The sequence below is a fragment of the Pseudomonas sp. 1176_21 genome, from assembly GCF_052850635.1.
The window spans coordinates 60435-85817 of the sequence record NZ_VXCV01000003.1 but is presented as its reverse complement, the minus strand read 5'-3'; the positions used below and the strand labels follow the sequence as shown (position 1 = coordinate 85817).

The following is a 25383-nucleotide window of genomic DNA, read 5'->3' as shown; positions in this document are numbered from 1 at the left end:
GGGTCGCCCCAGCCCCGTGCAGTTCCTTCCCATTCATTCGCTACGGATGCACACCATGCAAAGGCTCAAGCACGGCCTGCTACAGGTCGCCGGATGGCTGTTCTACGTGAGCCTGCTCATGCTGATCGCCCTGGCCTTGCCCAAGACCGTTTTCGACCCCGACTCCAAGGACTTCATCTTCCTCATCGGCGCTGTCGGAATCTGGCGTTATTCCATGGGTGCCACGCACTTCGTGCGGGGCATGCTGTTCCTCTACATCGTCTACCCGATGCTGCGACGCAAGGTGCGCAAACTGGGCAGCGCGGCCGACCCGTCACACGTGTACCTGATGGTCACCAGCTTTCGCATCGACGCCCTGACCACCGCGCAGGTGTACAGCTCGGTGATCCGCGAGGCAATCGACTGCGGCTACCCCACCACCGTGGTCTGCTCGCTGGTGGAAATGAGCGACGAACTGCTGGTGAAAAGCCTGTGGGCCAAGTTCAACCCGCCCGACCGCGTGGCCCTGGACTTCGTGCGCATCGCCGGCACCGGCAAGCGTGACGGCCTGGCCTACGGCTTTCGCGCCATCTCGCGCCACCTGCCCGACGAGAACGCAGTGGTCGCGGTGATCGACGGCGACACCGTGCTCGGCGAAGGCGTGGTGGCCAAGACCGTGCCCTGGTTCAAGCTCTACCCCAATGTCGGTGGCCTGACCACCAACGAATTCTGCGAAGTGCGCGGCGGCTACATCATGAGCGAGTGGCACAAGCTGCGCTTTGCCCAGCGCCACATCAACATGTGCTCTATGGCCCTGTCCAAGCGCGTGCTGACCATGACCGGGCGCATGTCGGTGTTCCGCGCCGCCGTGGTGACCAACCCCGAGTTCATCAAGGACGTCGAGAACGACTCGCTGCAGCACTGGCGCCTGGGCCGCTTCAAGTTCCTCACCGGCGACGACAAGTCCAGCTGGTTCAGCCTCATGCGCCTGGGCTACGACACGTTCTACGTGCCGGATGCGGCGATCAACACGGTCGAGCACCCGCCGGAAAAGAGCTTCATCAAGGCCAGCCGCAAGCTCATGTACCGCTGGTACGGCAACAACCTGCGCCAGAACTCCCGCGCCCTGGGCCTGGGCGTTCGCCGCCTCGGCCTGTTCACCAGCGTGGTGCTGTTCGACCAGCGCGTGTCGATGTGGACCAGCCTGCTCGGGCTCACCGTGGCGCTGATCGCCAGCCTCAAGTTCGGCCCTGCCTTCCTGCTGGTGTACCTGCTGTGGATCGGCATCACCCGCCTGATCCTGACCCTGATGCTGATGTGCTCGGGGCATGCCATCGGCCCGGCCTACCCACTGATTCTCTATTACAACCAGATCGTCGGCGCAATCATGAAGATCTACGTGTTCTTCCGCCTCGACAAGCAGTCCTGGACCCGCCAGCCCACTGCGCTCAAACGCGACCTCGCGAGCTTTCAACAATGGTTCAACACCTGGTCTTCGCGGACCATGACCTTCTCGGCAGCCAGCATCTTCGTCGCTGTGCTGTTCATGGTCGTGTGAGCCGCCGCCCTACGGAATAAACAGGAACATATCGCCATGAATACCGCCGTGAATGCCAATGTCGTGCATGAGTCCGAAGCCCAGCGTCAGCACGCCCGGGTAAAGATCCCCGCCAAGCTGCGCTACCTGGGGGCCAACCGCGAGACCCTCGAAGTCAAGGTCGAGGACCTCTCGGCCGGTGGCCTGAGCTTCTACACCCGCCACCCGCTGAAGGTCGGCGAAGTGGTGCGCGGCCGCCTGCAGTTCGTGGTCGACAACCTGGGCCTGGCCATCGACATCGAGTTCCAGGTGCGCTCGCACAACGTCGCCGACGGTCGTACCGGCGTGCAGTTCCAGAACCTGGAACAGCGCGACATCGCCACCCTGCGCCACATCATCACCTCGCACCTGTCGGGCGAGCTGATCAGCATCGGCGACGTGCTCAGCACCCTGCAACGCGACAACTTCACCAAGGCGCGCAAGCAGAAGGACACCGGCGGCGGCCTGAGCGCCTTCGGCCGCCTGCGTGCGGTCACCTTCAGCCTCGGCGTGTTCGTGGTCGGCGTGGCCGCGTTCGGCTTCATCGCCAAGTCGGTGTACGGCCTGTACTTCGTCAGCCATGCCGAAGCCGGGGTGGTCAGCGTCCCCACCACCAACGTCACCATGCCGCGCGACGGCACCGTGCAGAGCCTGGTGAAGGCGGACGGCCCGGTGGTCAAGGGCGCGCCGCTGGCCTCGTTCAACACCAGCATGCTCGACCTGCTCAAGGGCCACCTGGACGACCAGCAACTGGAGCCGGCGCGGGTCGAGGAACTGTTCGGCAAGCAGCTCAGCGGCACCCTCACCAGCCCGTGCGACTGCGTGGTGGCCAGGCAACTGGTTGATGACGGGCAATACGCGAGCAAGGGCGCAGTGATCTTCCAGCTGATCCCGCGCACCACCAACCCGATCATCGAGGCCCGTTTCAGCTACCGCCAGTTCGACGAAGTGCAACCCGGCACCCGCGTCAACTTCCAGGTGGCCGGCGAAGACGACGTGCGCCAGGGTCGCATCGTCAGCAGCACCAGCCAGAACAGCGACGACCTGTCTTCGGACATTCGCGTGCAGATCAAGCCGGATGCGCCGATGCCCAGCGAGCTGGCCGGGCGCCCGGTGTCGGTCAACAGCGACCGGGGCCCGTCGATGGACTGGCTGATCGACAAGGCCGTGGCCCGTGGGCTTTGAAGAGGACATGCCGGTGACTACCCAACACACCGCGATCCCTGTAGGAGCCGGCCTTGCCGGCGAATCGTGCAGCCCCCTTCGCCGGCAAGGCCGGCTCCTACCGATGGGTGCACTGGCCCTGGCCGTCAGCCTGGCCGGTTGCGCCGGCCTGCCCGACCAGCGCCTGGCCAACGAAGCCCTCAAGCGCGGCGACACCGCCCTGGCCGAGCGCAACTACCAGCAACTCGCCGACCTGGGCTACAGCGAGGCCCAGGTAGGCCTGGCCGATATCCAGGTCGAAACCGGTGACCCGGCCAAGCTCAGGCAGGCCGAGGCCACCTACCGCGCCGCCGCCCGCACCTCGCCCCGCGCCCAGGCCCGCCTCGGCCGTCTGCTGGTGGCCAAGCCCGACAGCAGCGAGGCCGAGCGCCACGAGGCCCAGGGCCTGCTCAAGCAGGCCTTCGCCGCCGGCGAAAGCAACACCCTGATCCCGCTGGCCATGCTCTACCTGCAATACCCGCAGAGTTTCCCCGACCTCGATGCCCAGCAGCAGATCGACCAATGGCGCGCCGCCGGCTACCCCGAGGCGGGCCTGGCCCAGGTGCTGCTGTACCGTACCCAGAACACCTACGACCAGCACCTGGACGAGGTGGAACGTATCTGCAAGGCCGCACTGGCCAGCACCGACATCTGCTATGTGGAACTGGCCAGCGTGTACCAGAAGCGCGCCCAGCCCGAACAACAGGCCGCGCTGATCGACCAGCTCAAGGCCGCCTATGCCCGCGGTGCGGTACCGGCCAGCCGGGTCGACAGCGTGGCCCGCGTACTGGCCGACCCCAGCCTGGGCCAGACCGACGAGAAAACCGCCCAGGCCCTGCTCGAACAGGTCGCACCGAGCAACCCCGCGTCCTGGGTCAGCCTGGCGCAACTGCTCTACAGCTTCCCCGAGCTGGGCGACAGCGACCAGTTGCTGGCCTACATCGACAAGGGCCGCGAGGCCGCACAACCGCGCGCCGAACTGCTGCTGGGCCGCCTCTACTACGAAGGCAAGGCCGTGCCGGCCGACGCGAAAAAAGCCGAGACGCACCTGCAGTCCGCCGCCGATGCCGGCGAAATCAGCGCCCACTACTACCTCGGCCAGCTCTACCGCCGTGGCTATCTGGGCCAGGTCGAACCGCAGAAAGCCGTCGATCACCTGCTGCGCGCCGCCCGTGGCGGCCAGCTCAGCGCCGACTACGCGCTGGCCCAACTGTTCAGCGAAGGTCGCGGCATTCGCCAGGACCTGGTCAACGCCTGGGTGTTCGCGCAACTGGCGCAGGCCAACCCCAGCGAGCAATCGACGGCAATGGCCGGCGAGCTCGACCAGCAGCTATCCGCCCCGCAGAAGGCCCAGGCCCAGCGCCTGTTGCAACAGGAGCGCCAGGCCCGTGGCGCCATGGGCCAGGGCCCCGGCGCCCAGGCCATGCAGGCCCTGCAGGACACCACCGAACAAGACGGCGAGGAATCCCTATGACACTCAACCCGTGGATGAAGGCCGGCCTGGGCCTGGGCTGTGCCCTGCTCTGGTCGTGCCCGACCCTGGCCGCGATGACCGCCGAGAAGAACTTCGGCCTGGAAGTGAAAGTCACCGGCCAGTCCGAGGATGACCGCGACCTGGGCACCCGCTCCGGCGGCGACGTCAACGGCCTGGGCCTGGACCTGCGCCCCTGGGTGTATGGCGAGCGCGGCAACTGGAGCGCCTACGCCATGGGCCAGGCGGTCACCGCCACCGACACCATCGACACCGACACCCTGCGCCAGGCCGACGACGACAGCCAGGTCGAAACCCGCCGCGCCAGCGGCCGCGAGCAGGACAAGAGCTACCTGGCCATGCGCGAGTTCTGGGTCGGCTACAGCGGCCTGACCGCCTACCCCGGCGAGCAGCTGCGCCTGGGCCGCCAGCGCCTGCGCAGCGACGACGGCATGTGGCGCGACACCAACATCGAGGCGCTGAACTGGACCTTCGACACCACCCTGCTGCGCGCCAACGCCGGCGTGGCCCAGCGTTTCAGCGAGTACCGCACCGACCTCACCGACCTGGCCCCCGAAGACAAGGACCGCCTGCACGTCTACGGCGACGTGGCCGCGCAATGGACCCCAGGCCACTGGGTCGGCCTGCGCGCGCACCACACCCACGACGACGGCAAGCTGAAGAACCCGGGCGAGACCCTCGACCCGCTGGACAAGACCCGCAACGGCGACCTCACCTGGCTGGGCCTTGAGGCCAACAGCGACGCCTACAACTGGCGCAACCAGAACACCGTCAACTACTGGGGCAGCGTCACCTGGCTCACTGGCGACCGTGATCGCCTGAGCGCCACCACCCTGGCCAACGGCGACCAGCTGGCCACGCAAAAGCAGAGCGGCGATGTCAACGCCTGGGCCACCGACCTGGGCATCCGCCTGCGCCTGGACCCCAACTGGCAGGTCGGCGCGGCCTATGCCCGCGGCAGCGGCGGCGGTGGCAGCGACGGCTCGGGCAACTTCGAACAGACCGGCCTTGAGAGCAACCGCTCCAACTTCACCGGCACCCGCTCGCGTGTGCACCGCTTCGGCGAGGCCTTCCGTGGCGAGCTGGGCAACCTGCAGGCCGCCACCCTGTTCACCTCCTGGCAACTGCGCGACGACTACGACGCAAGCCTGGTGTACCACAAGTTCTGGCGCGTCGACGGCAAGCAGAACATCGGCAGCAGCGGCATCAACGCCGTGGTCGATGATGACGGCATCAACCGCCCGCTGATCCAGGGCGAAAAAGACCTCGGCCAGGAGATGGACCTGGTGGTCACCAAGTACTTCAAGCAGGGCCTGCTGCCGGCCGCGCTGAGCCAGTCGATCGACGAACCGTCGGCACTGGTGCGCTTTCGCGGTGGGGTGTTCAAGCCAGGCGACGCCTATGGCAAGGAAGCGGACTCGTACATGCACCGCGCCTTCATCGACGTGATCTGGCGTTTCTGATGCCTGGAGTGCATTGACATGAACCTTTACCCGCTCAACACGCTGATCGCCGGCAGCCTGCTGCTGGCCAGCAGCATCGCCCTGGCCAACGGCCTGCCCGTGGCCAGCCCGGCCAAAGAGCTGCAGCACGCCAAGACCTACACCGTCAGCAGCGCGCCGATCGAGCCGTTGCAGATCCCGGCGCCGACCCTGCCCGACCTCAGCGGCTACACCGCCGAAGCGGTGCAGGCCAAGATCCAGCGTGCACGCAAGGGCAAGGTCACGGTACGCCGCATGCTGCAGGAAGACGCCCTCAAGGAGTTCATCGGCGGCGACAACAAGATGGCCGAATGGGTAGCCCGCCAGCACGGCATCCCGCAGGCGATCTTCGTCGATGACGGGCATGTCGACTTCACCGAGCTGAGCAAGCACGTGCCGGCCCAGTACCTGCGTGAAACCGCGCCGGGGGTGTACCTGTCGCGCCTGCCGATCGTGGTGGGGCAAAAGGGCGTGCTCGAGATCGATGCCAAGGTCAAGGAACTGCGCCTGTCCCAGGAAGGCGGTGCGTTCATCGTCAACGACGGCAAGCTGTTCGTCAGCGACACCCGAGTCACCGGCTGGCGCGAAAAGGACAACGGCCCGGCGACCTTCCGCACCCCCAAGGAATTTCGCCCGTTCCTGCTCTCGTGGGGCGGCACCGAGACCTACATCGTCAACACCCGCATGGCCAGCTTCGGCTATGCCCAGAGCAAGTCCTACGGCGTGAGCATTTCGCAGTACACGCCCAACATGGCCAAGCAGATGGGCCGCCCCGAACCCACCGGCTGGATCATCGGCTCCGAGTTCAGCGACATGTGGTACGGCTTCTACTGCTACGAGACCAGCGACTTCGTGGTCAAGGACAACACCTACCGCGACAACATCGTGTACGGCATCGACCCCCACGACCGTTCGCACCGCCTGATCATCGCCGGCAACACCGTGCATGGCACCAAGAAGAAGCACGGCATCATCGTCTCGCGCGAGGTCAACGACAGCTGGATCATCAACAACAAGAGCTACGACAACAAGCTCTCGGGCGTGGTGATCGACCGCAACAGCGTCAACAACCTGATCGCCTACAACGAGATCTACCGCAACCACACCGACGGCATCACCCTGTACGAAAGCGGCGACAACCTGATCTGGGGCAACAAGGTCATCAGCAACCGTCGCCACGGCATCCGCGTGCGCAACAGCGTGAACATCCGCCTGTACGAAAACCTCGCCATGGCCAACGGCCTGGTGGGTGTGTACGGGCACATCAAGGACCTGTCCGATACCGACCGCGACATCGACCTGGACCCGTTCGACACCAAGGTGTCGCTGATCGTGGTGGGCGGTGAACTGGCGGCCAACGGCAGCGGCCCGCTGTCGATCGACTCGCCCCTGAGCGTGGAGCTGTACCGGGTGTCGATGCTGGCCCCGAGCAAGTCCAGCGGCATCAGTTTCTCCGGGGTGCTGGGCGATCGCCAGGACGAGATTCTCGACCTGATGGTGCGCCAGGGCAAAGCCGTACTGATCGACCCGGTCGAACGCCAGACCGACATGGCGGATTGAGGAAACCTGACATGACCCCACACCTGATGAAACTGCTTGGCCTGAGTGCGGCGCTGCTGGCGATCAGCAACGGCGTGCGTGCCGACGAGGTGCAGGCGCCCAGCTTCACCGCCCAGCCGTGCTGCCAACTGTGCCCCGAAGCCCACGATGCCAGCCGCTACACCACCCGCTACCAGCAGAACTTCACCACCCTGGTGCAAGCCCAGGGCGACTGGCTGTTCCGTACCCGCGAAGACCTGCGCACCGAGTTCACCACCACCCCGGCCGGCTACAAACGCCTGCAGCAGGTGCACGATGCCTTCAAGGCGCGCGGCGTGGAACTGGTGGTGGTGTACCAGCCCACCCGTGGCCTGGTGAACCGCAACATGCTCAACCCGGCCGACAAGGCCGCGTTCAACTACGAGAAGGCCCTGCGCAACTACCAGGCCATGCTCAAGCGCTTCGCCCAAATGGGCTACAACGTGCCCGACCTGTCACCGCTGACCAACGAACAGTTGCCGGCCGCGCAGCAGGGCAAGGACTTCTACTTCCGCGGCGACCAGCACTGGACGCCCTATGGCGCCGAGCGTGCGGCAAAAATCGTGGCCGACACCGTGCACAGTATGCCGGCCTTCGCCGACATCCCGCGGCGTGAATTCGAAAGCCACCCGTCCGGCCGCATGGGCAAGACCGGCACCCTGCACAACGTCGCCGGCCAACTGTGCGGCACCAGCTACGCGGTGCAGTACATGGACCAGTTCGTCACCGAGCCCAAGGGCGAGAGTGGCGGCGACGACCTGTTCGGCGACTCGGGCAACCCGCAGATCACCCTGGTGGGCACCAGCCACAGCGGCAAGAACTACAACTTCTCGGGTTTTCTGCAGCAGTACATCGGCGCCGACGTGCTCAACGTCGCGTTCCCCGGTGGCGGCCTGGAAGGTTCGATGATCCAGTACCTGGGCAGCGAAGAGTTCCAGAACAACCCGCCCAAGATCCTGGTGTGGGAGTTCTCGCCGCTGTACCGCCTGGACCAGGAAACCATCTGGCGCCAGATGCTCGCCCTGCTCGACAACGGCTGCGAAGGCAAGCCTGCGCAGATGAGCGTCAGCACCTCGCTCAAACCGGGCACCAACGAGCTGCTGGTCAATGGCAAGAACGGCGTGATCAAGAACCTGGTCAACGGCCGTCATCAACTGGACATCCAGTTCGAAGACAAGTCGGTCAAGACCTTGCAGGCCACCCTGTGGTACCTCAATGGTCGTCACGAGGACCTGAAGATCGAAAAACCCGAAACCTCCGACACCGACGGACGCTTCGCCTTCCAGCTGCGCGAGGACGAGGACTGGGCCAACCAGACCTTGCTCGCGGTGGAAGTGCAGGGTCCCGAAAGCGGCAGCCAGAAGGTCCAGGCCAGGCTGTGTACACGCAACCCGATCGCCGGCGCCGGGCAGCATGCTGCCCAGGCCGGCCTGTGAGGCGCACATGACATCCATCCGCACCCTTGCCACCCCCGCCCTGCTCGCCCTGGCCCTGTTCGGCCCGGCGGTGCAGGCCGGCGGGCTGGTCCCGCCGCAGGGCTACTACGCCGGCATCGAAAAACCCAAGACCAGCCCCAACGACTTCACCTGTGAAGCCGTGCCCAAGCCCTACACCGGCGCGCTGCAGTTTCGCAGCAAGTACGAAGGCTCGGACAAGGCCCGCGCGACGCTGAACAAGGCATCCGAACAGGCCTTTCGCGACTCCACCGCCAGCATCACCACGCTGGAGCGCGGGGTCAGCAAGCAGGTGATGCAGTACATGCGCGACGGCCGCCCGCAGCAGCTGGACTGCACCCTGCAGTGGCTGGGCACCTGGGCGCAGGCCGATGCGCTGATGTCCACCGACTACAACCACACCGGCAAGTCGATGCGCAAATGGGCGCTGGGCAGCCTGAGCTCGGCATACCTGCGCCTGAAGTTCTCCAACGCACAGCCACTGGCGGCGCACCAGGCCCAGGCCGAACAGATCGAGAAATGGTTCGCGCGCCTGGCCGAGCAGACGGTCAAGGACTGGAGCGACCTGCCGCTGGAAAAGATCAACAACCACTCGTACTGGGCCGCCTGGTCGGTGATGGCCACGGCGGTGGCGACCGATCGCCGCGACCTGTTCGACTGGGCCGTGAAGGAGTACCGCGTGGGTGCCAACCAGGTCGATGCGCAGGGCTTTCTGCCCAACGAGATGAAGCGCAAGCAGCGCGCCCTGGCGTACCACAACTACGCACTGCCGCCGCTGTCGATGATCGCCAGCTTCGCCCAGGCCAACGGCGTGGACCTGCGCCCGGAAAACAACGGCGCGCTCAAGCGCCTGGGCGAGCGGGTGTTGTCCGGGGCCAGAGACCCGAGTGCGTTCAAGGCGCGCAATGGCCAGAAGCAGGACATGGACGATCTGAAGATCGACAGCAAATACGCCTGGCTTGAGCCGTGGTGCAGCCTGTACCAGTGCGACGCCGATGCGCTCAAGCGCAAGCACGCGATGCAGCCGTTCAAGAGTTTCCGCCTGGGCGGCGACCTGACGCGCGTCTACGACCCGCAGGCAGAACAGAAGAAGTAGCAACGACCGCAATCCCTGTGGGAGCGGGCTTGACCCGCGATGCTTTTGATCTGGTTCCCCCGCAATTTCAGCGGGGGGTTTGGGGGGCTGCTGCCCCGATTGTGGATAACGACAAGGAGAGATCGGGATGGTGTTCTCGTCCAATGTGTTCCTGTTCCTGTTCCTGCCGATCTTTCTCGGCCTGTACTACCTGAGCGGGCAACGCTACCGCAACGCCCTGCTGCTGCTGGCCAGCTACGTGTTCTACGCCTGGTGGCGGGTGGACTTCCTGGCGCTGTTCGCCGCGGTCACCCTGTGGAACTACTGGATCGGCCTCAAGGTGGGCGCCGCCGGCGTGCGCACCAAGCCGGCCCAGCGCTGGCTGCTGCTGGGGGTGGTGGTCGACCTGGGTATCCTGGGCTACTTCAAGTACGCCAACTTCGGCGTCGACAGCATCAACGCGATCATGACCTCGTACGGCCTGGAGCCGTTCATCCTCACCCACATCCTGTTGCCCATCGGCATCTCGTTCTACATCTTCGAGTCGATCAGCTACATCATCGACGTGTACCGCGGCGACACCCCAGCCACCCGCAACCTGATCGACTTCGCCGCGTTCGTGGCGATCTTCCCGCACCTGATCGCCGGCCCCGTGCTGCGCTTTCGCGACCTGGCCGACCAGTTCAACCACCGCACCCACACCCTGGACAAGTTCTCCGAAGGCTGCACGCGGTTCATGCAGGGCTTCATCAAGAAGGTATTCATCGCCGACACCCTGGCGGTGGTCGCCGACCACTGCTTCGCCCTGCAGAACCCGACCACCGGCGACGCCTGGCTGGGCGCACTGGCCTACACCGCGCAGCTGTACTTCGACTTCTCCGGCTACAGCGACATGGCCATCGGCCTGGGCCTGATGATGGGCTTTCGCTTCATGGAGAACTTCAAGCAGCCTTACATCAGCCAGTCGATCACCGAGTTCTGGCGGCGCTGGCACATCAGCCTGTCCACCTGGCTGCGCGACTACCTGTACATCACCCTGGGCGGCAACCGCGGCGGCACCTTCGCCACCTACCGCAACCTGTTCCTGACCATGCTGCTGGGCGGCCTGTGGCACGGCGCCAACTTCACCTACATCATCTGGGGCGCCTGGCACGGCATGTGGCTGGCGATCGAGCGCGCACTGGGCCTGGACACCAACCCTCAGCGCTTCAACCCGGTCAAGTGGGCCTTCACCTTCCTGCTGGTGGTGATGGGCTGGGTGATCTTCCGCGCCGAAAACCTGCACGTGGCCGCACGCATGTACGGCGCCATGTTCAGCTTCGGTGAATGGCAGCTGTCGGAGCTCAACCGCGCCAGCCTCACCGGCCTGCAAGTGGCCACCCTGGTGATCGCCTACCTGAGCCTGGCGTTCTTCGGCCTGCGCGACTTCTACCGCAATGCCAAGCCCACGGCCAAGGCCAGCCCGGTGGCCGTGCATGGCGACGGCAGCGTGAGCCTGGACTGGGGCCTGTACATGACCCGCGCGCTGGTGCTGCTGCTGTTCGTGGCCTCGATCCTCAAACTCTCGGCGCAAAGCTACTCGCCGTTCCTCTACTTCCAGTTCTGAGCGAGCCGACCATGACCCGATCATTACGCAAACTCTACGCCGTGCTGTTCATGGCCCTGCTGCTGGGCCTGGGCATCTGGTCGCTGGGGGGCCTGGGCAGTTTCCAGCGTACCGCGCAGATGTCCCTGCTCGACGGCAAGCTGGCCAAGGCCGCCGAAACCCACTACGACGCGCAGTTCCCTATCAAGCGCCTGGGCACCAACCTCTGGGCGGCGCTGGACTTCAAACTGTTCAACGAAGGCCGCCCGGGTGTGGTGCTGGGCCGCGAGCAATGGCTGTTCAGCGATGAAGAGTTCAAGCCGGTGGCCGGCAGCGAACAGTTCGAGGCCGAGAACCTCGCACTGATCCGCGGCGTGCGCGACACCCTCAAGCAGCACGGTGTGCAACTGGTGCTGGCGATCATTCCGGCCAAGGCCCGCCTGTACCCGGAGTACATCGGTGAGCAGACGCCCGCCAGCCTGCATGCCGACCTGTACAACCAGTTCCATGCCAAGGCGCGCCAGGCCGGCGTGTTCGCCCCGGACCTGCTCGGCCCGCTGCAGGCGGCCAAGGCCCAGGGCCAGGTGTTCCTGCGCACCGACACCCACTGGACACCACTGGGCGCCGAGGTGGTGGCACGCCACCTGGCCGAAGCCGTGGCCCGCCAGACCCTGCTCAGCGGCACGCCGCAGCAGTTCGTCACCGAAGCCAAAGCCGCCACACCGTACAAGGGCGACCTCACCAACTTCCTGCCGCTGGACCCGTTGTTCAGCCACCTGCTGCCGGCCCCGGACAGCCTGCAGCAACGCACCACCCGCCCTGCCCGGGCCCAGGACCACACCGACAGCGACGACGCGCTGTTTGCCGACAACGAGATCCCCGTGGCGCTGATCGGCACCAGCTACAGCGCCAACCCGCACTGGAACTTCCTCGGTGCGTTGCAGCAGGCGCTGCGCAGCGACGTGGTCAATTACGCCGAGGACGGCCATGGCCCGCTGCTGCCGATGCTCAAGTACCTGCAGACCGACGCCTTCAAGACCAGCGCCCCACAGGTGCTGGTATGGGAGTTCCCGGAACGTTATCTGCCAATGAAAAACGACCTCAGCGCCTTCGATCCGCAGTGGATCGCCCAGCTGAAGCAAACCCGTACCGCCAATCAAGACATGGCCCTGTCGTCCAATCGGACGCAACACTGAGAGGAACTGCACATGACCACCAAGCACCGCATTGCCAAAGCATTCGCCCTGACCGCCGGCATGAGCCTGCTCTCGCTGCAGGCCTGGGCCGGCGCCGACGCCGCACTGTATGGCCCCAGCGCGCCCAAGGGCTCGACCTTCGTGCGCCTGTACAACGCCGGCAACCAGCCGGTGGCCGCCAGTGTCGGCAACACCCAGATCAGCGAAGTGGCCGTCCAGGGCAGCAGCGATTTCAGCTTCATGCCCCAGGGCGACTACAGCGCCAAGGTCGGCAGCCAGACCGTACCGGTCAAGCTGGCGGGCGACCACTACTACACCCTGGTCAACCACGGCAGCGGCCAGCCGCAACTGGTCGAGGAACCTTCGTTCAAGAACAAGCAGAAATCCCTGGTACGCGTGCAGAACCTGAGCGACCAGGCCCTGACCCTGAAGACCGCCGATGGCAAGACCGAAGTGGTCAAGCCGGTGGCGGCCAAGGCGCGCGGCGAGCGCGAGATCAACCCGGTCAAGGTCAGCCTGGCGCTGTATGAAGGCGACAAGAAAGTCAGCGACCTCAAGCCCGTTGCGCTCGAACGTGGCGAAGCGGCCGTGCTGTATGTGACCGGCAGTGGCAGCAACCTGTCGCCGGTCTGGGTCAAGCGCCCTGTGTCCACCCGTTAATCAACTGCCCCTTTCAACGTTCGGAGATTACCCATGATTCCAGTCATCCTGTCCGGTGGTAGCGGCTCGCGTCTGTGGCCCCTGTCGCGCAAGCAATTCCCCAAGCAGTTCCTGGCCCTGACCGGTGAACACACGCTGTTCCAGCAAACCCTGTCGCGCCTGGTGTTCGACGGCATGGACGCGCCCATCGTGGTGTGCAACAAGGACCACCGCTTCATCGTCAACGAGCAGTTGGCCAACCTGAACCTGGACACCCAGGCGATCCTGATGGAACCGTTCGGGCGCAACACCGCGCCGGCCGTGGCGCTCACGGCCATGAAACTGGTCAACGAAGGCCGCGACGAGCTGATGCTGGTGCTGCCGGCCGACCACGTGCTGGACGACCAGAAGGCCCTGCAACGCGCCCTGGCCCTGGCCACGGTGGCCGCCGAACGCGGCGAAATGGTGCTGTTCGGGGTGCCGGCGACCAAGCCGGAAACCGGCTACGGCTACATCAAGTCGAGCCAGGACGCCCTGCTGCCCGAAGGCATCAGCCGCGTGGCACAGTTCGTCGAGAAACCGGACGAAAAACGCGCCACCGAGTTCGTCAAAAGTGGCGGCTACTACTGGAACAGCGGCATGTTCCTGTTCCGCGCCAGCCGCTTCCTCGAAGAGCTGAAAAAGCACGACCCCGACATCTACGACACCTGCCTGCTGACCCTGGAGCGCAGCCTGGAAGACGGCGACAGCATCAGCATCGACGAGGCCACCTTCGCCTGCTGCCCGGACAACTCCATCGACTACGCGGTGATGGAAAAGACCCAGCGCGCCTGCGTGGTGCCACTGAGTGCGGGCTGGAGCGACGTGGGCTGCTGGTCGTCGCTGTGGGACGTGCACGAGAAGGACACCAACGGCAACGTGACCAAGGGCGACGTGGTGGTGCAGGACAGCCACAACTGCATGATCCACGGCAACGGCAAGCTGGTGTCGGTGATCGGCCTGGAGAACATCGTGGTGGTCGAGACCAAGGACGCCATGATGATCGCGCACAAGGACAAGGTTCAGGGGGTCAAGCAGATGGTCAACACCCTGGACGCCCAGGGCCGCAACGAAACCCAGAACCACTGCGAGGTGTACCGCCCGTGGGGCTCGTATGACTCGGTGGACATGGGCGGGCGCTTCCAGGTCAAGCACATCACGGTAAAACCCGGCGCCAGCCTGTCGCTGCAGATGCACCACCACCGTGCCGAGCACTGGATCGTGGTGTCGGGCACGGCCGAGGTGACGTGCGACGAGAACGTGTTCCTGCTGTGCGAGAACCAGTCCACGTACATCCCGATCGCCTCGGTGCACCGCCTGCGCAACCCGGGCAAGATCCCGCTGGAGATCATCGAGGTGCAGTCGGGCAGCTACCTGGGCGAGGACGACATCGAGCGTTTCGAAGACATCTACGGGCGCTCCACGCCAGTGGAGCGCGGGGTGTCGATCAAGACCATCGCGCAGTGATCTGAAGCCCGGAAGGCCCTTTCGCGGGTCAAGCCCGCTCCCACAACGGTCGCCATCGAACCTGTGGGAGCGGGCTTGACCCGCGATGCTTTTATCAGGGTAGGATGATCCTTCATCCGCACCCAAGGCGCCCTCCATGTTCATCGGTATCCTGCTCATCCTCACCTGGCTGGTCCTGCTGCTGCGCTACCCGGCCAAGGCCTTGCCGATCTCCATGGCCGCGCTGCTCGGCCTGGGCCTGGTGGGGCTGTGGGTGGTGTGGCTGGACAACCGCGAGGCCAGCCAGCTGGCCCGCCTGGAACTGCGCCTGGACTACGCCCCCGACGCCTGCCCGGCCGACCGGCCGCTGCGCGTACAGATAAAGAACGCCAACCGCGTGCCGCTGGTCGAGCTGCGCTGGCGCGTGGCCGCCTACGCCCCCGGCGACACCGTCAACCTGGCCGAGAACACCTACGCCGCACCGCGCTACCGCGGCCCCGGCGACCTGCAGCCCGAGGCCAGCTGGCACGACTGCCTGCCCCTGCCCCCCCTGCGCTCAGGCTACCGTCCGCAAACCCTGGAATTTCGTGCCGAACACCTGCAGGGTGGGTTTGCCAACTAGTATTTTTGCCAGTTACCTCAGACACGCCAGCCGGGGTTGAATGGAGCGCACCGGAAATCTTGCAGGAGGCACCACCATGTCACTCAGGCCCGTGACCCGCCTCGACCAGCTCCAGGCGCTGCTCGATGATTGCACACGCCAACGCCCGGCCATGGTCATGGTGGGCTCGGCCAGTTGCCCGCCTTGCCGCACGATGCATCCCGGTGTTGCACGGCTTGGCAGTCAACATCCTCAGGTCGACTTCCACTATTTCAACGTCGACCTGTTCGAGGATCACCCGCAAGAACCGGCCCTGACCTGCCTGTTCCAGAGCCTGTCGCTGCACTACCTGCCTTCACATATCCTGTTGCCCGTCGCCGGCCCCAACCTCGTGGTGTGCGCCACGAGCATCACCCGGCTGATCGACGCCCTGACCGAACACCACATTCTGAGGAGAGCCCCCTTCCATGCCCGTCGTCCTGATCACCGGTTGCTCCAGCGGCATCGGCCGCGCCCTCGCCGACAGCTTCAAGTCCGCCGGCTACGACGTGTGGGCGACCGCGCGCAAGGCCGATGACGTCGCCACGCTGATCAAGGCCGGCTTCAGCAGCCGCCAGCTGGACGTCAACGACGAGGACGCCCTGGTGCGCCTGGCCGACGCCATCGAAACGGCCCATGGCGGCCTCGACATCCTGATCAACAACGCCGGCTACGGCGCGATGGGGCCGCTGCTGGACGGCGGTGTCGAGGCCATGCAGCGCCAGTTCGAGACCAACGTGTTCGCACTGATCGGTGTGACCCGTGCACTGTTCCCCTTGCTGCGACGCAATCGCGGCCTGGTGGTGAACATCGGCAGCGTGTCGGGTGTGCTGGTCACCCCGTTCGCCGGCGCCTATTGCGCATCCAAGGCGGCGGTGCATGCGCTCAGCGATGCGCTGCGCCTGGAACTGGCGCCGTTCGGCATCGGCGTGATGGAAGTGCAGCCCGGCGCCATCGCCTCAAGCTTCGCCAGCAATGCCGGGCGCGAGGCCGAGCAGGTGCTGGCGCAAGACTCGCCGTGGTGGCCATTGCGCGAGCAGGTGCGCGCCCGCGCCCGCGCCTCGCAGGACAGACCGACCCCCGCCAGCGCGTTCGCCCAGGGCCTGCTCAAGGCCGTACAGCAGCGTACCCCGCCCGACCTGCTGCGCCTGGGCAACGGCAGCCGCGCCCTGCCGCTGCTGGCCGGCGTGCTGCCCAAACGGCTGCTGGAAAAGGTGCTGAAGAAACGTTTCGGCCTCGACCGCAGCCTGTGATCTGCCCGGTTTGCGGGGGCCTGCGCCGGCGATAGCTGACCCTATCGCTAACTATAAAGTGCACACCAGAGCATTTTCCAAAGCGTCTCCAAGGCCAAGAATCGCCCTCGTACTGGATCGGCTGCATTGCCACAGCGGCGGCGCGCTCCAGGCAATCAGGGAGAAATCTCCAAGGTCGGAGCACCGCTGCCTGCTGGCAGCCTTTCTCACAAATGCAATCAGGCCCTTTCTGGAGACATTCGTGAAACACCTTAACCTTCCGCGCAAGATCCCCACCCAGGCCCGCTCGCGGATGATGGTCGAAACCATCCTCACCTCCACCGCCAAGGTGGTGGTCAAGCATGGCTACCAGGGCACCAACACCAACCTGGTGGCCCAGCGCGCCGGGGTCAGCGTGGGCTCGGTCTATCAGTACTTCCCGAACAAGGATGCATTGATCGCGGCGTTGCATGAGCGCCATGCGCAGGCCATGAACCGGGTGATTCTGGAGGTCGCCGGCGCCCACGAGGTGGCCGACCTGCCGGCCCACCTCAGGCTGCTGGTGCAAGCCCTGCTGCACCTGCACCAGCAGGAACCGGAGCTGCACCGGCTGCTCGACACCGACCTGGCCAACCTGAGCCGCAGCGTCGACGACCTGCAGCACAAGGCCCGCATCACCCTGTCCATCGAGCGCCTGCTGGACCGCTGGCGGGCCACGCTGGCTCACAGCAACCTGCACCTGGCCGCCTGGCTGGCGGCGCAGATGATCACCTCGATGGTCAAGGCCTACATCCTCGACTCGCCGCAGATGAGCCAGGCGCAGATCGAGGATGCGATCAGCAGCTCGCTGATCGGGCTGTTGTGCCTCCCGCCGGCCATGCCGCTGGCCACCGCCCGCGCACGCGCGCAGCCGCACAGCTCAGCGGCGTAGCGCCTGGCGCGCCTGCAACTGCTCGTAACGCTCCAGCAAGCGCAGCGCCTGCAGGTAGCTGGGCACTTCCACCACCAGGCCATCGACTTCGGCACGCACGTTGCCGCCCTGGGCCGCCGCCTCGAACGCCGCCACCTGCCGGCGCGCCAGTTCGGCGTCCGCGTCAGCGGGGGTGAGGTAGCGATTGGCGACCGCCACGTGCGCCGGGTTGACCACACCCTTGGCCTGGTAGCCGATGGAGCGGGCGAACTGCATGTCGGCTTCGGCACCCTGCGCGTCGGCAAAGGTGTAGGGCGAGTCGATGGCCAGCACCCCCGCTGCCGCGCATTCGAGCAGAAAGCGCGAGCGCGGGTAATACAGCTCGGTGCCGGCGCGGCTGCGCCCGGCGCCCAGGTCGGCCACCATGTCCTCGGTGGCCACCAGCATCGCCTTGATACGCGGGCTGGCGGCGGCGATCTCGATGGCGCGCACCACGCCCAGCGCGGCCTCGATGTTCGGCACGATCAACGTGCTGCCGGCAGCGATGCCATGGCGCCCCTCAAGCTCGGTGATCAACTGGTCCAGCTCGATCATCTGCTCGCGGCGCTCGACCTTGGACATCATCACCACCTGCGGGCGGCCAGCCATCACTGCCGCCAGGTCCTCGTGGCCACAGGTTTCAAACGGGTTGATGCGCACCGCACTGACCCGCCCGCAGGCGCGCCAGCGCTGCAGGATATCCACCGCCAGTGCACGCGCCTCGGGGCGTCGCGCCGGTGGGGTGAAGTCCTCCAGCTCCTGCACCAGCACGTCGCCATCGCCGTCGAGTGCCGCCAGCAACGCGCGCTCGTCGGCGCCGGGAATGAAGAAAAAGGTGCGGCAAAGCGCCAGTGGGTTGTCCTTGGAAACTGCCATGGTTGACGTCCTGTACAGAGAAGAAAAAGAAGAAAAGAAAGCGCCTCAGAGCATCGCCAGGCCGCCGTCCACGGCGATGGTGGTGCCGCTGACGAACGAGGCCTTGCCCGACAGCAGCCAGGCGATCACCTCGGCGGCTTCCTCGGCACGGCCCTCGCGGCGCAAGGCGGTCATGCCGTGCAGCTGTTCGAGCTTGCCGGCGACGCGCGTGGTGTCATCGAGCATCGGCGTGCGGATCACCGCCGGGGCGACGCAATTGACGGTCAGCCCGCGCGGGCCCAGTTCGCGCGCCAGGCCCTTGCTCAGGGTGATTACCGCGCCCTTGCTGGTGGCGTAGCCGAGCGTGCCGGCCAGGCCGCCGCCGCGAATGCCGGCGACGCTGGCCACGGTGCAGATATGCCCGCCGGCGCGCATCAAGGGCACGCTGTGCTGCACCACGCTGAAGGTGGCAAGCAGGTTGACCTCCAGCAACTGGCGCAGGCGCGCCACGCTCAGGTCGTCGAATGCCGTGGTGTCGACCACCCCGGCGCAGGTGGCCAGGCCATCGATGCGCCCGCGCCACCGGGCGATTTCGGCGAACACCGCGGCCACTGCCTGTTCATCGCACAGGTCCAGGGCGAACGGCCGATGGCCTGGGCCCAGCGCATGCAGGGTGCGATCCAGGCCGCCTTCGTCACGGTCCAGGCACGCCACCTGAAAACCCTCCCGTGCCAGCTGCAGGGCGGTCGCCGCGCCAATACCGCTGGCCGCACCGGTGACCACCGCCACCCTGTCTTGATTGGTCATGAACACTGCACTCCCTGAATGGCGATACAGGGCCGCTACAACAACGGCGCCTGAGTGGCGGCCATGCTAAAAGAATGCCTGCCGAACAACTACTCGCATTAAAAACCCCACACACAAGAGCCGTGCCCGTGTACCCGCCGTGGATTGCTCGCATTGCCAGGAATATTAAATATTCATGACCAAAGTTCGTTGTCGGCGGCGAAATGCGAGCAATTCAACGCCACCCTCAAGGCCGCCCCCACAAACGAACCATGGCGTACAACCAGCAGCCAGCAACCCCACGGCAGACAAGCGCTGCAGCGCGAAATCGAGTTTTACGCAAACAAACGCGAGTAGCCTTGCAAGTTCAACTTGCCTAGCATTTGAAACAACTTGAAACCCACTTTCAAGGGACCGAACAAGTTGCCGAGAAGTTTCAAGAACATTTCGCCAACTTCAAACAGAACAAACAAAAGGAAGTGCACCATGAGCCAGAAAGGCTTTGAGACCGTCATTGAAATCAAATACCGCGACACCGACTCGATGGGCCATGTAAGCAGCCCCATCTATTATGACTACATGCAACATGCCTACCTCTGCTACATGCACCACCTGCTGCAACTGCCAAAGAGCGAAAAACTGCCGCACATCATGGTGCGCAGCGAGTGCGACTACCTCAAGCAGGCCATGTACGGCGAAACCCTGGTGGTCAGCAGCGCCGTGGTGAAATTCGGCACCAAGAGCTTCGAGATCGAGCACACCATGCGCCGCCAGGACGATACCCACGAGGTGGTGGCCAGGGCCAAGTCGTACCACGTGATGTTCGACTACGACAAACAGGCCACCGTGCCTGTGCCCCAGGCATTCAAGGATCAGGTCCTGGCTTTCCAGGAAGGCTGAGCCGGCGCTCAGGGACGAACCGTTCGCCGACGCTCAGGCGCCCCGGCGAACCGACTGTAAAGGTACGCTCAATGAAACTCTCCTGGACTCCACAGCAGCTCGCGCTGCTGTCGACCTACCGCGCCATCGGCGTGGAACTGGCCGAGGCGCGGCGCAGCGCCGCCCCCGGTTTCGATCACTACGGCTGGCAACGCCTGTGCGACGCGGGCCTGTGGAAGCTGGTCATCCCGCTCGAATACGGCGGCCTGGGTGAAGACTGGTGGGGCTTCAGTGCCGCGCTGGAAGGCCTGGCCTCGTCGATCCGCACGCCCGAGCTGCTGCTGTCGGTGATTGCCCAGGCCGGCATGGTCCGTGCCCTGATGCTCTACGGCAGCGACGCCCAGAAGGACCGCTACCTGAGCGCGATCCTGGCCGGCGCGCTGAGCGCCACCGGCATCGCCGAACCGGGCACCGGCACCGACGTGCGCAGTATCCACAGCCTGCTGACCCCGTGCGCGGACGGCTACCGGCTGACCGGCAGCAAGTTCAACATCGCCCATGCACCGGTGGCCGACTTCCTGCTGATCGTGACCCGCCTGGCCACCGACTCCAAGCACAACATCGCCCTGGTGATCATCGACAAGGACACCCCCGGCCTGACCCGTGGCGAGCCGGACGACAAGCTGGGCAACAAGCACCTGCCCACCGGCCCGCTGCACTTCGACAACCTGCCGGTGCCGGCCGAACAGGTACTGGGCGAGCCGGGCCGCGGCCTGCAGCAACTGATCAGGATCATCTCGCTGGGGCGTGCGTACTACGGCCTGGTAGCGGCCAACCTGCCAACGCCGTTCCTGGCCGAGGCCATGCACTACGCGGCCAACCGCCAGAGCTTCAACAGCGCCATCGACACCCACCAGTACGTGCAGAAGCGCCTGGTGGACATCGCCATGGGCATGGAGCGCAACCGCTGGATGGTGTACGCCGCGCTCGACCAGCTGCTGGGCAACGACCCCCAGGCGCTGATGAGCTGCTCGATCGCCAAGCTCGGCGCCGCGCAGGACTTCATCCACAGCGCCATCAGCCTGCTCAAGCTGTACGGCAGCCTGGGCTACCACGAAGGCGACATCGCCACCCTGGTCAAGGACGCGCTGGGCTTTGCCAGCGTGGGCGGCACCGAAGAGATGCACCAGAAGAACATCTTCAACCAGCTGCTGCGCCTGACCCAGGCCGGCTGACCCCGCAGCGCCCGCCCCTGCCACCTGCGCGCCCGGCCCCACCCGGCGCGCGGGCATGGCAGCGCGAGCGTGGGCGCCCTTGACCACCCCTTCCTGGTAGAGAACAGACCCGATGCCGATCGAATCGACTTTACTGCACGCAAGCCCTGTCGCCGCCCTGGCCCCGGTGCCCTTCGCCCAACCGTTCGATGACCACCTGGAACAGGCCGGCCTCGACGAGTTGCGCCAGCACCAATTGCTGCGCCTGCGCCAGACCCTGCTGCATGCCTATACCCATGTGGCCTGGTACCGCGAGCAGTTCCATGCACTGGACGTGCACCCCTACGACCTCAAGCACCTCGACGACCTGGCGCACTTCCCGCTGACCAGCAAGGCACAGTTGCGCGACCACTACCCCTTCGGCCTGTTCGCCGTGCCGATGGACCAGGTGCTGCGCCTGCATGCCTCCAGCGGCACCACCGGCCAGCCCACCGTGGTCGGCTACACGCGCAACGATATCGACGTGTGGGCCTCGCTGGTGGCGCGCTCGATCCGCGCTGCGGGCGGGCGGCGCGGCGACCGCATCCATATCGCCTATGGCTACGGCCTGTTCACCGGCGGCCTGGGCGCACACTACGGCGCCGAGAAACTCGGCTGCACGGTGATCCCGATGTCGGGCGGGCAGACCGCACGCCAGGTGCAGCTGCTCAAGGACTTCCAGCCGGACATCATCATGGTGACGCCGTCCTACATGCTCAACATCGCCGAAGAGATCGAACGCCAGGGCATCGACCCGCAGTCGCTGTCGCTGCGCGCCGGGATCTTCGGCGCCGAGCCGTGGGGCGGACAGATGCGCGGCGAGCTGGAACAGCGCCTGGGCATCAAGGCCCTGGACATCTACGGCCTGTCGGAAGTGATGGGCCCGGGGGTGGCCATGGAGCACCTCGACACCCAGGACGGCCCGACACTCTGGGAAGACCACTTCTACCCCGAGATCATCGACCCGGTCAGCGGCGCGGTGCTGCCCGACGGGCAGTTCGGCGAACTGGTGCTGACCACCCTGAGCAAGGAAGCGCTGCCGATGGTGCGCTACCGCACCCGCGACCTCACCCGCCTGTTGCCCGGCAACGGTCGCGCCATGCGCCGCATCGACCGCATCACCGGGCGCAGCGACGACATGCTGATCATCCGCGGGGTCAACGTGTTCCCCAGCCAGATCGAGGAGCAACTGCTCAAGCTGCTGATGTTCAGCCCGGTGTACCAGTTGCATGTCAGCCGCCAGGGCAACCTCGACGTGCTGGCCGTACACGTCGAGCTGCGCCCGGAACACAGCGGCCTGAGCGCCCAGCAGCAACAGGCCGCCTGCCAGCAGCTGAGCCACCAGATCAAGGTGCACGTGGGCATCAGCACCCACATCCAGCTGCACCCGTGCCACACCCTCAAGCGTTCCGAAGGCAAGGCCGGCAACGTCATCGACCTGCGCCGCCAGCCCTAGCGGCGCACCCTCTCTCAAGGATCACGAGGCTCCCCTACTCATGGACATGACCATTGGCGATTTTCTGCTGCGCCGCCTTCAGGAATTCGGCATCCGCCACCTGTTCGGCGTGCCCGGCGACTACAACCTGACCCTGCTCGAACAGGTCGAGGCGCTGCCCACGCTCGACTTCATCGGCAACTGCAACGAACTCAACGCGGCCTACGCGGCCGACGGCTACGCCCGCACCCAGGGCTTCGGCGCGGTGCTGACCACCTACGGGGTGGGCGACCTCAGTGCACTCAACGGCATCGCCGGCGCCTATGCCGAGCGGGTGCCGGTGATCATGGTGTCGGGCATGCCGCCGCTGCACGCGATCATCGACCGGGCCCTGATGCACCACACCCTGGGCGACGGCAACTACGACAACATCATGGTGACCCTGCGCCAGTTCACTGTGGCCCAGGCGCGCATCACCGTGGAAAACGCCGCCATGGAAATCGACCGCGTATTGCAGACCTGCTACCGCGAACGCCGCCCGGTGTACCTGCAACTGCCCAGCGACCTGGCCACCCTGCCGATCGAGGTGCCCGACACGCCGCTGCAACTGAGCGAGCCGCGCAGCGAGCCGGGGCAACTGCAGGCGGTGGTACGGGCGCTGGTGGCACGCCTGGATGCCGCCAGCTCGCCGGTGCTGCTGGTGGACATGGACGTGGCGCGCTTTGGCCTGGTGCCCCAGGTGCTCGAGCTGATCGAGCGCTTCGACCTGCCCTTCGCCTGCCTGCCGCCGGCCAAGGCCATGCTGCCCGAGTCGCACCCGCTGTTCCTCGGCACCTACGCCGGTGCCGGCTCCGCGCCCGGCGTGCGTGCGGCACTGGAGCAATCCGACTGCGTGATCAGCCTTGGCGCACGCTTCACCGACACCAGCACCGCGCTGTTCTCCCACAGCTTCATGGACGGCGCGCTGATCCAGCTGCACGCCTACGCGGCCTCGATCGCCAGGCAGCACTACACCGCCGTGAGCCTGGGCCAGGTGCTCCAGGCGCTGGGCCAACAGGCGCTGGCACGCGAGCGCCGCGCCCAGCGCATCCCGCCGTTCAGTGCCAGCCCGGCGTTCGCCGCGCTGTCGGGCAAGCCGCTGAGCCAGCTGCGCTTCTGGCAGCGCATCGGCCACCTGATCGAAGCCGACGACCTGGTCATCGCCGAAAGCGGTACCTCGTCGGCGGGCATCAGCGGCCTGCGCCTGCCGACCGGGGCAACCTGCATCACCCAGCCGATCTGGGGTTCGATCGGCTACACCCTGCCCGCGCTGCTGGGCAGCCTGCTGGCCGCACCGACACGCCGCCAACTGCTGTTCATCGGCGACGGCTCGTTGCAGATGACCGTGCAGGAGCTGTCGACGATTCTGGCGCACAACCTCAAGCCGGTGATCTTCCTGATCAACAACGATGGCTACACCATCGAACGGCTGATCCTGGGCGAGCATGCCAGCTACAACGACGTGAACCCCTGGCGCTATGCGCAACTGGCCAGCGTGCTGGACACCCGCGAGCGCTCGCGCAGCTTCACCGTGCACACCGAGGACCAGCTCGAAGATGCGCTGGCCCAGGCCGCACAGGCCAACACGCTGGTGTTCATCGAAGTGGTGATGGAACGCATGGACGCGCCCGAATCGCTCAAGCGCTTTGCCCGGCTGTTCGCCGAGTTCGACTACGGGCTGCAACCGGCCAGCCTGCCGGCGATTGCCGGCTGAAGGCCGCGCCCGGGCGAGTCGCTCGCCCGGGCGCGGCAGGGTGCATCAGGCGATGGAACGAACCACGCCGCCATCCACGCGCAGGGCTGCGCCGGTGGTGGCGCTGGCCTGGCGCGAGGCCAGGTAGACCACCATGTTGGCGACCTCCTCGACCGTGGCCAGGCGCTTGATGACCGAGCTGGGGCGGTGCTCGGCAATGAACCGGGCCTCCAGCGTCTCGCTGTCCACCCCCTGCTCCCTGGCCATCTGGCTGAAGTAGCCGCCCACGCCTTCGGAGCGGGTCGGGCCCGGCAGCACCGCATTGACGGTCACGCCGGTACCGGCCAGGGTCTCGGCCAGCCCGCGGGAAATCGCCAGCAGAGCGGTCTTGGTGGTGCCGTAGTGCACCATCTCGGTCGGGATCTGCAGCGCCGATTCACTCGACAGGAACAGCACCCGGCCCCACTCGCGCGTGGCCATGCCCTTGGCGTAATGGCGCGACAGGCGCACCGCGCTCATCACGTTGACCTCGAAGAAGCGCTGCCAGTCCTCGTCGCTGATCTCGAAGAAGCCCTTGGGCTCGAAGATGCCCAGGTTGTTGACCAGGATGTCGGTTTCCGGCTCCTTGGCAAACAGGATGTCCGCCCCCTCGGCCGTGCCCAGGTCGGCCGCGATGCCCTTGACCTTGGCCCCCGGCAACTTGCGCTGGATCTGTTCTACGGCGCGCGTGACACGGGCCTTGGTGCGCCCGTTGACCACCACCTCGGCACCGGCCTCGGCCAGCCCGTGGGCAATGGCAAAGCCGATACCGGCGGTGGAGCCGCTGACGATCGCACGCTTGCCGTGCAAGGAAATATTCATACCTGCGTCCTTTTCTGG

At 65.9% G+C, this 25383-nt stretch carries 22 protein-coding genes; 19 read left to right on the top strand and 3 right to left on the bottom strand.

The features are described 5' to 3' along the window. The first annotated feature begins 46 nt into the window (after nucleotides 1–46). The 15 genes from alg8 (at nucleotide 47) to FW760_RS08465 (ending at nucleotide 17546) form a co-directional block, all read left to right on the top strand. On the top strand, nucleotides 47–1537 hold the full coding sequence (alg8, locus tag FW760_RS08535; RefSeq protein WP_370409113.1) for a mannuronan synthase: 1491 nt from the start codon (nucleotides 47–49) through the stop codon (nucleotides 1535–1537). 36 nt (nucleotides 1538–1573) lie between these two features. Beyond that, the gene (locus tag FW760_RS08530) at nucleotides 1574–2740 is read left to right on the top strand and encodes an alginate biosynthesis protein Alg44 (protein WP_043861005.1); all 1167 of its coding nucleotides are present in this window, start codon (nucleotides 1574–1576) and stop codon (nucleotides 2738–2740) included. Between the two features lie 103 nt (nucleotides 2741–2843). Next, nucleotides 2844–4232, top strand: a complete 1389-nt coding sequence (gene algK, locus FW760_RS08525) for an alginate biosynthesis TPR repeat lipoprotein AlgK (protein ID WP_054914850.1) — start codon at nucleotides 2844–2846, stop codon at nucleotides 4230–4232. Next, the gene (locus FW760_RS08520; protein WP_058540863.1) at nucleotides 4229–5713 is read left to right on the top strand and encodes an alginate export family protein; all 1485 of its coding nucleotides are present in this window, start codon (nucleotides 4229–4231) and stop codon (nucleotides 5711–5713) included. Before algK ends, FW760_RS08520 begins: the two co-directional genes overlap by 4 nt. Before the next feature lie 18 nt (nucleotides 5714–5731). Then, nucleotides 5732–7291, top strand: coding sequence for a mannuronan 5-epimerase AlgG (algG, locus tag FW760_RS08515; RefSeq protein ID WP_043861002.1), 1560 nt, complete (start codon nucleotides 5732–5734; stop codon nucleotides 7289–7291). A gap of 11 nt (nucleotides 7292–7302) precedes the next feature. Further along, on the top strand, nucleotides 7303–8745 hold the full coding sequence (locus FW760_RS08510) for an alginate O-acetyltransferase (protein WP_043861001.1): 1443 nt from the start codon (nucleotides 7303–7305) through the stop codon (nucleotides 8743–8745). 7 nt (nucleotides 8746–8752) lie between these two features. Continuing rightward, nucleotides 8753–9859, top strand: coding sequence for a mannuronate-specific alginate lyase (locus tag FW760_RS08505; RefSeq protein ID WP_058541092.1), 1107 nt, complete (start codon nucleotides 8753–8755; stop codon nucleotides 9857–9859). A gap of 127 nt (nucleotides 9860–9986) precedes the next feature. Next, nucleotides 9987–11444 (top strand): MBOAT family O-acyltransferase, encoded by a 1458-nt coding sequence (locus FW760_RS08500; protein WP_058540860.1) that lies wholly within the window; start codon nucleotides 9987–9989, stop codon nucleotides 11442–11444. 11 nt (nucleotides 11445–11455) lie between these two features. Then, complete coding sequence (locus tag FW760_RS08495; RefSeq protein ID WP_043860999.1) at nucleotides 11456–12619, top strand: alginate O-acetyltransferase; 1164 nt, start codon at nucleotides 11456–11458, stop codon at nucleotides 12617–12619. 12 nt (nucleotides 12620–12631) lie between these two features. Continuing rightward, nucleotides 12632–13279: an alginate O-acetyltransferase AlgF gene (locus tag FW760_RS08490; RefSeq protein WP_116052232.1), complete on the top strand. Its 648-nt coding sequence runs from the start codon at nucleotides 12632–12634 to the stop codon at nucleotides 13277–13279. Nucleotides 13280–13312: 33 nt separating this feature from the next. Continuing rightward, nucleotides 13313–14764, top strand: a complete 1452-nt coding sequence (locus tag FW760_RS08485) for a mannose-1-phosphate guanylyltransferase/mannose-6-phosphate isomerase (RefSeq protein ID WP_043860997.1) — start codon at nucleotides 13313–13315, stop codon at nucleotides 14762–14764. 136 nt (nucleotides 14765–14900) lie between these two features. Further along, the gene (locus FW760_RS08480) at nucleotides 14901–15365 is read left to right on the top strand and encodes a hypothetical protein (protein WP_043860996.1); all 465 of its coding nucleotides are present in this window, start codon (nucleotides 14901–14903) and stop codon (nucleotides 15363–15365) included. Nucleotides 15366–15441: 76 nt separating this feature from the next. Beyond that, nucleotides 15442–15921, top strand: coding sequence for a thioredoxin family protein (locus FW760_RS08475; protein ID WP_147303843.1), 480 nt, complete (start codon nucleotides 15442–15444; stop codon nucleotides 15919–15921). After that, nucleotides 15812–16636, top strand: coding sequence for an SDR family oxidoreductase (locus FW760_RS08470; protein WP_054914855.1), 825 nt, complete (start codon nucleotides 15812–15814; stop codon nucleotides 16634–16636). Before FW760_RS08475 ends, FW760_RS08470 begins: the two co-directional genes overlap by 110 nt. Before the next feature lie 241 nt (nucleotides 16637–16877). Next, nucleotides 16878–17546, top strand: a complete 669-nt coding sequence (locus FW760_RS08465; RefSeq protein WP_446443725.1) for a TetR/AcrR family transcriptional regulator — start codon at nucleotides 16878–16880, stop codon at nucleotides 17544–17546. On the opposite strand, the gene FW760_RS08460 is transcribed toward FW760_RS08465, so the two are convergent. Both FW760_RS08460 and FW760_RS08455 read right to left on the bottom strand, forming a co-directional pair. Then, nucleotides 17535–18440: an HpcH/HpaI aldolase/citrate lyase family protein gene (locus FW760_RS08460; protein ID WP_446443724.1), complete on the bottom strand. Its 906-nt coding sequence runs from the start codon at nucleotides 18438–18440 to the stop codon at nucleotides 17535–17537. The genes FW760_RS08465 and FW760_RS08460 overlap by 12 nt on opposite strands. 45 nt (nucleotides 18441–18485) lie before the next feature. Further along, the gene (locus FW760_RS08455) at nucleotides 18486–19226 is read right to left on the bottom strand and encodes an SDR family NAD(P)-dependent oxidoreductase (RefSeq protein ID WP_088515553.1); all 741 of its coding nucleotides are present in this window, start codon (nucleotides 19224–19226) and stop codon (nucleotides 18486–18488) included. A 465-nt stretch (nucleotides 19227–19691) separates the two neighbouring features. Between FW760_RS08455 and FW760_RS08450 the strand changes: the two genes are divergently transcribed. The 4 genes from FW760_RS08450 (at nucleotide 19692) to FW760_RS08435 (ending at nucleotide 24525) form a co-directional block, all read left to right on the top strand. Further along, the gene (locus FW760_RS08450) at nucleotides 19692–20105 is read left to right on the top strand and encodes an acyl-CoA thioesterase (protein ID WP_043860990.1); all 414 of its coding nucleotides are present in this window, start codon (nucleotides 19692–19694) and stop codon (nucleotides 20103–20105) included. Nucleotides 20106–20176: 71 nt separating this feature from the next. Continuing rightward, a complete protein-coding gene (locus FW760_RS08445; protein ID WP_078479507.1) occupies nucleotides 20177–21319 on the top strand; it encodes an acyl-CoA dehydrogenase family protein in 1143 nt (380 codons plus the stop codon). A 112-nt stretch (nucleotides 21320–21431) separates the two neighbouring features. After that, nucleotides 21432–22793 carry a phenylacetate--CoA ligase PaaK gene (paaK, locus tag FW760_RS08440; protein ID WP_116052233.1) on the top strand — a complete coding sequence of 454 codons (1362 nt, stop codon included), beginning with the start codon at nucleotides 21432–21434 and terminating at the stop codon, nucleotides 22791–22793. Nucleotides 22794–22833: 40 nt separating this feature from the next. Beyond that, the gene (locus tag FW760_RS08435) at nucleotides 22834–24525 is read left to right on the top strand and encodes a thiamine pyrophosphate-binding protein (RefSeq protein WP_116052234.1); all 1692 of its coding nucleotides are present in this window, start codon (nucleotides 22834–22836) and stop codon (nucleotides 24523–24525) included. A gap of 45 nt (nucleotides 24526–24570) precedes the next feature. Here FW760_RS08435 and FW760_RS08430 read toward each other — a convergent pair whose 3' ends face one another. Continuing rightward, entirely contained in the window at nucleotides 24571–25365 is a 795-nt protein-coding gene (locus tag FW760_RS08430; RefSeq protein WP_043860986.1) for an SDR family NAD(P)-dependent oxidoreductase, read from the bottom strand. Between the last annotated feature and the right edge of the window lie 18 nt (nucleotides 25366–25383).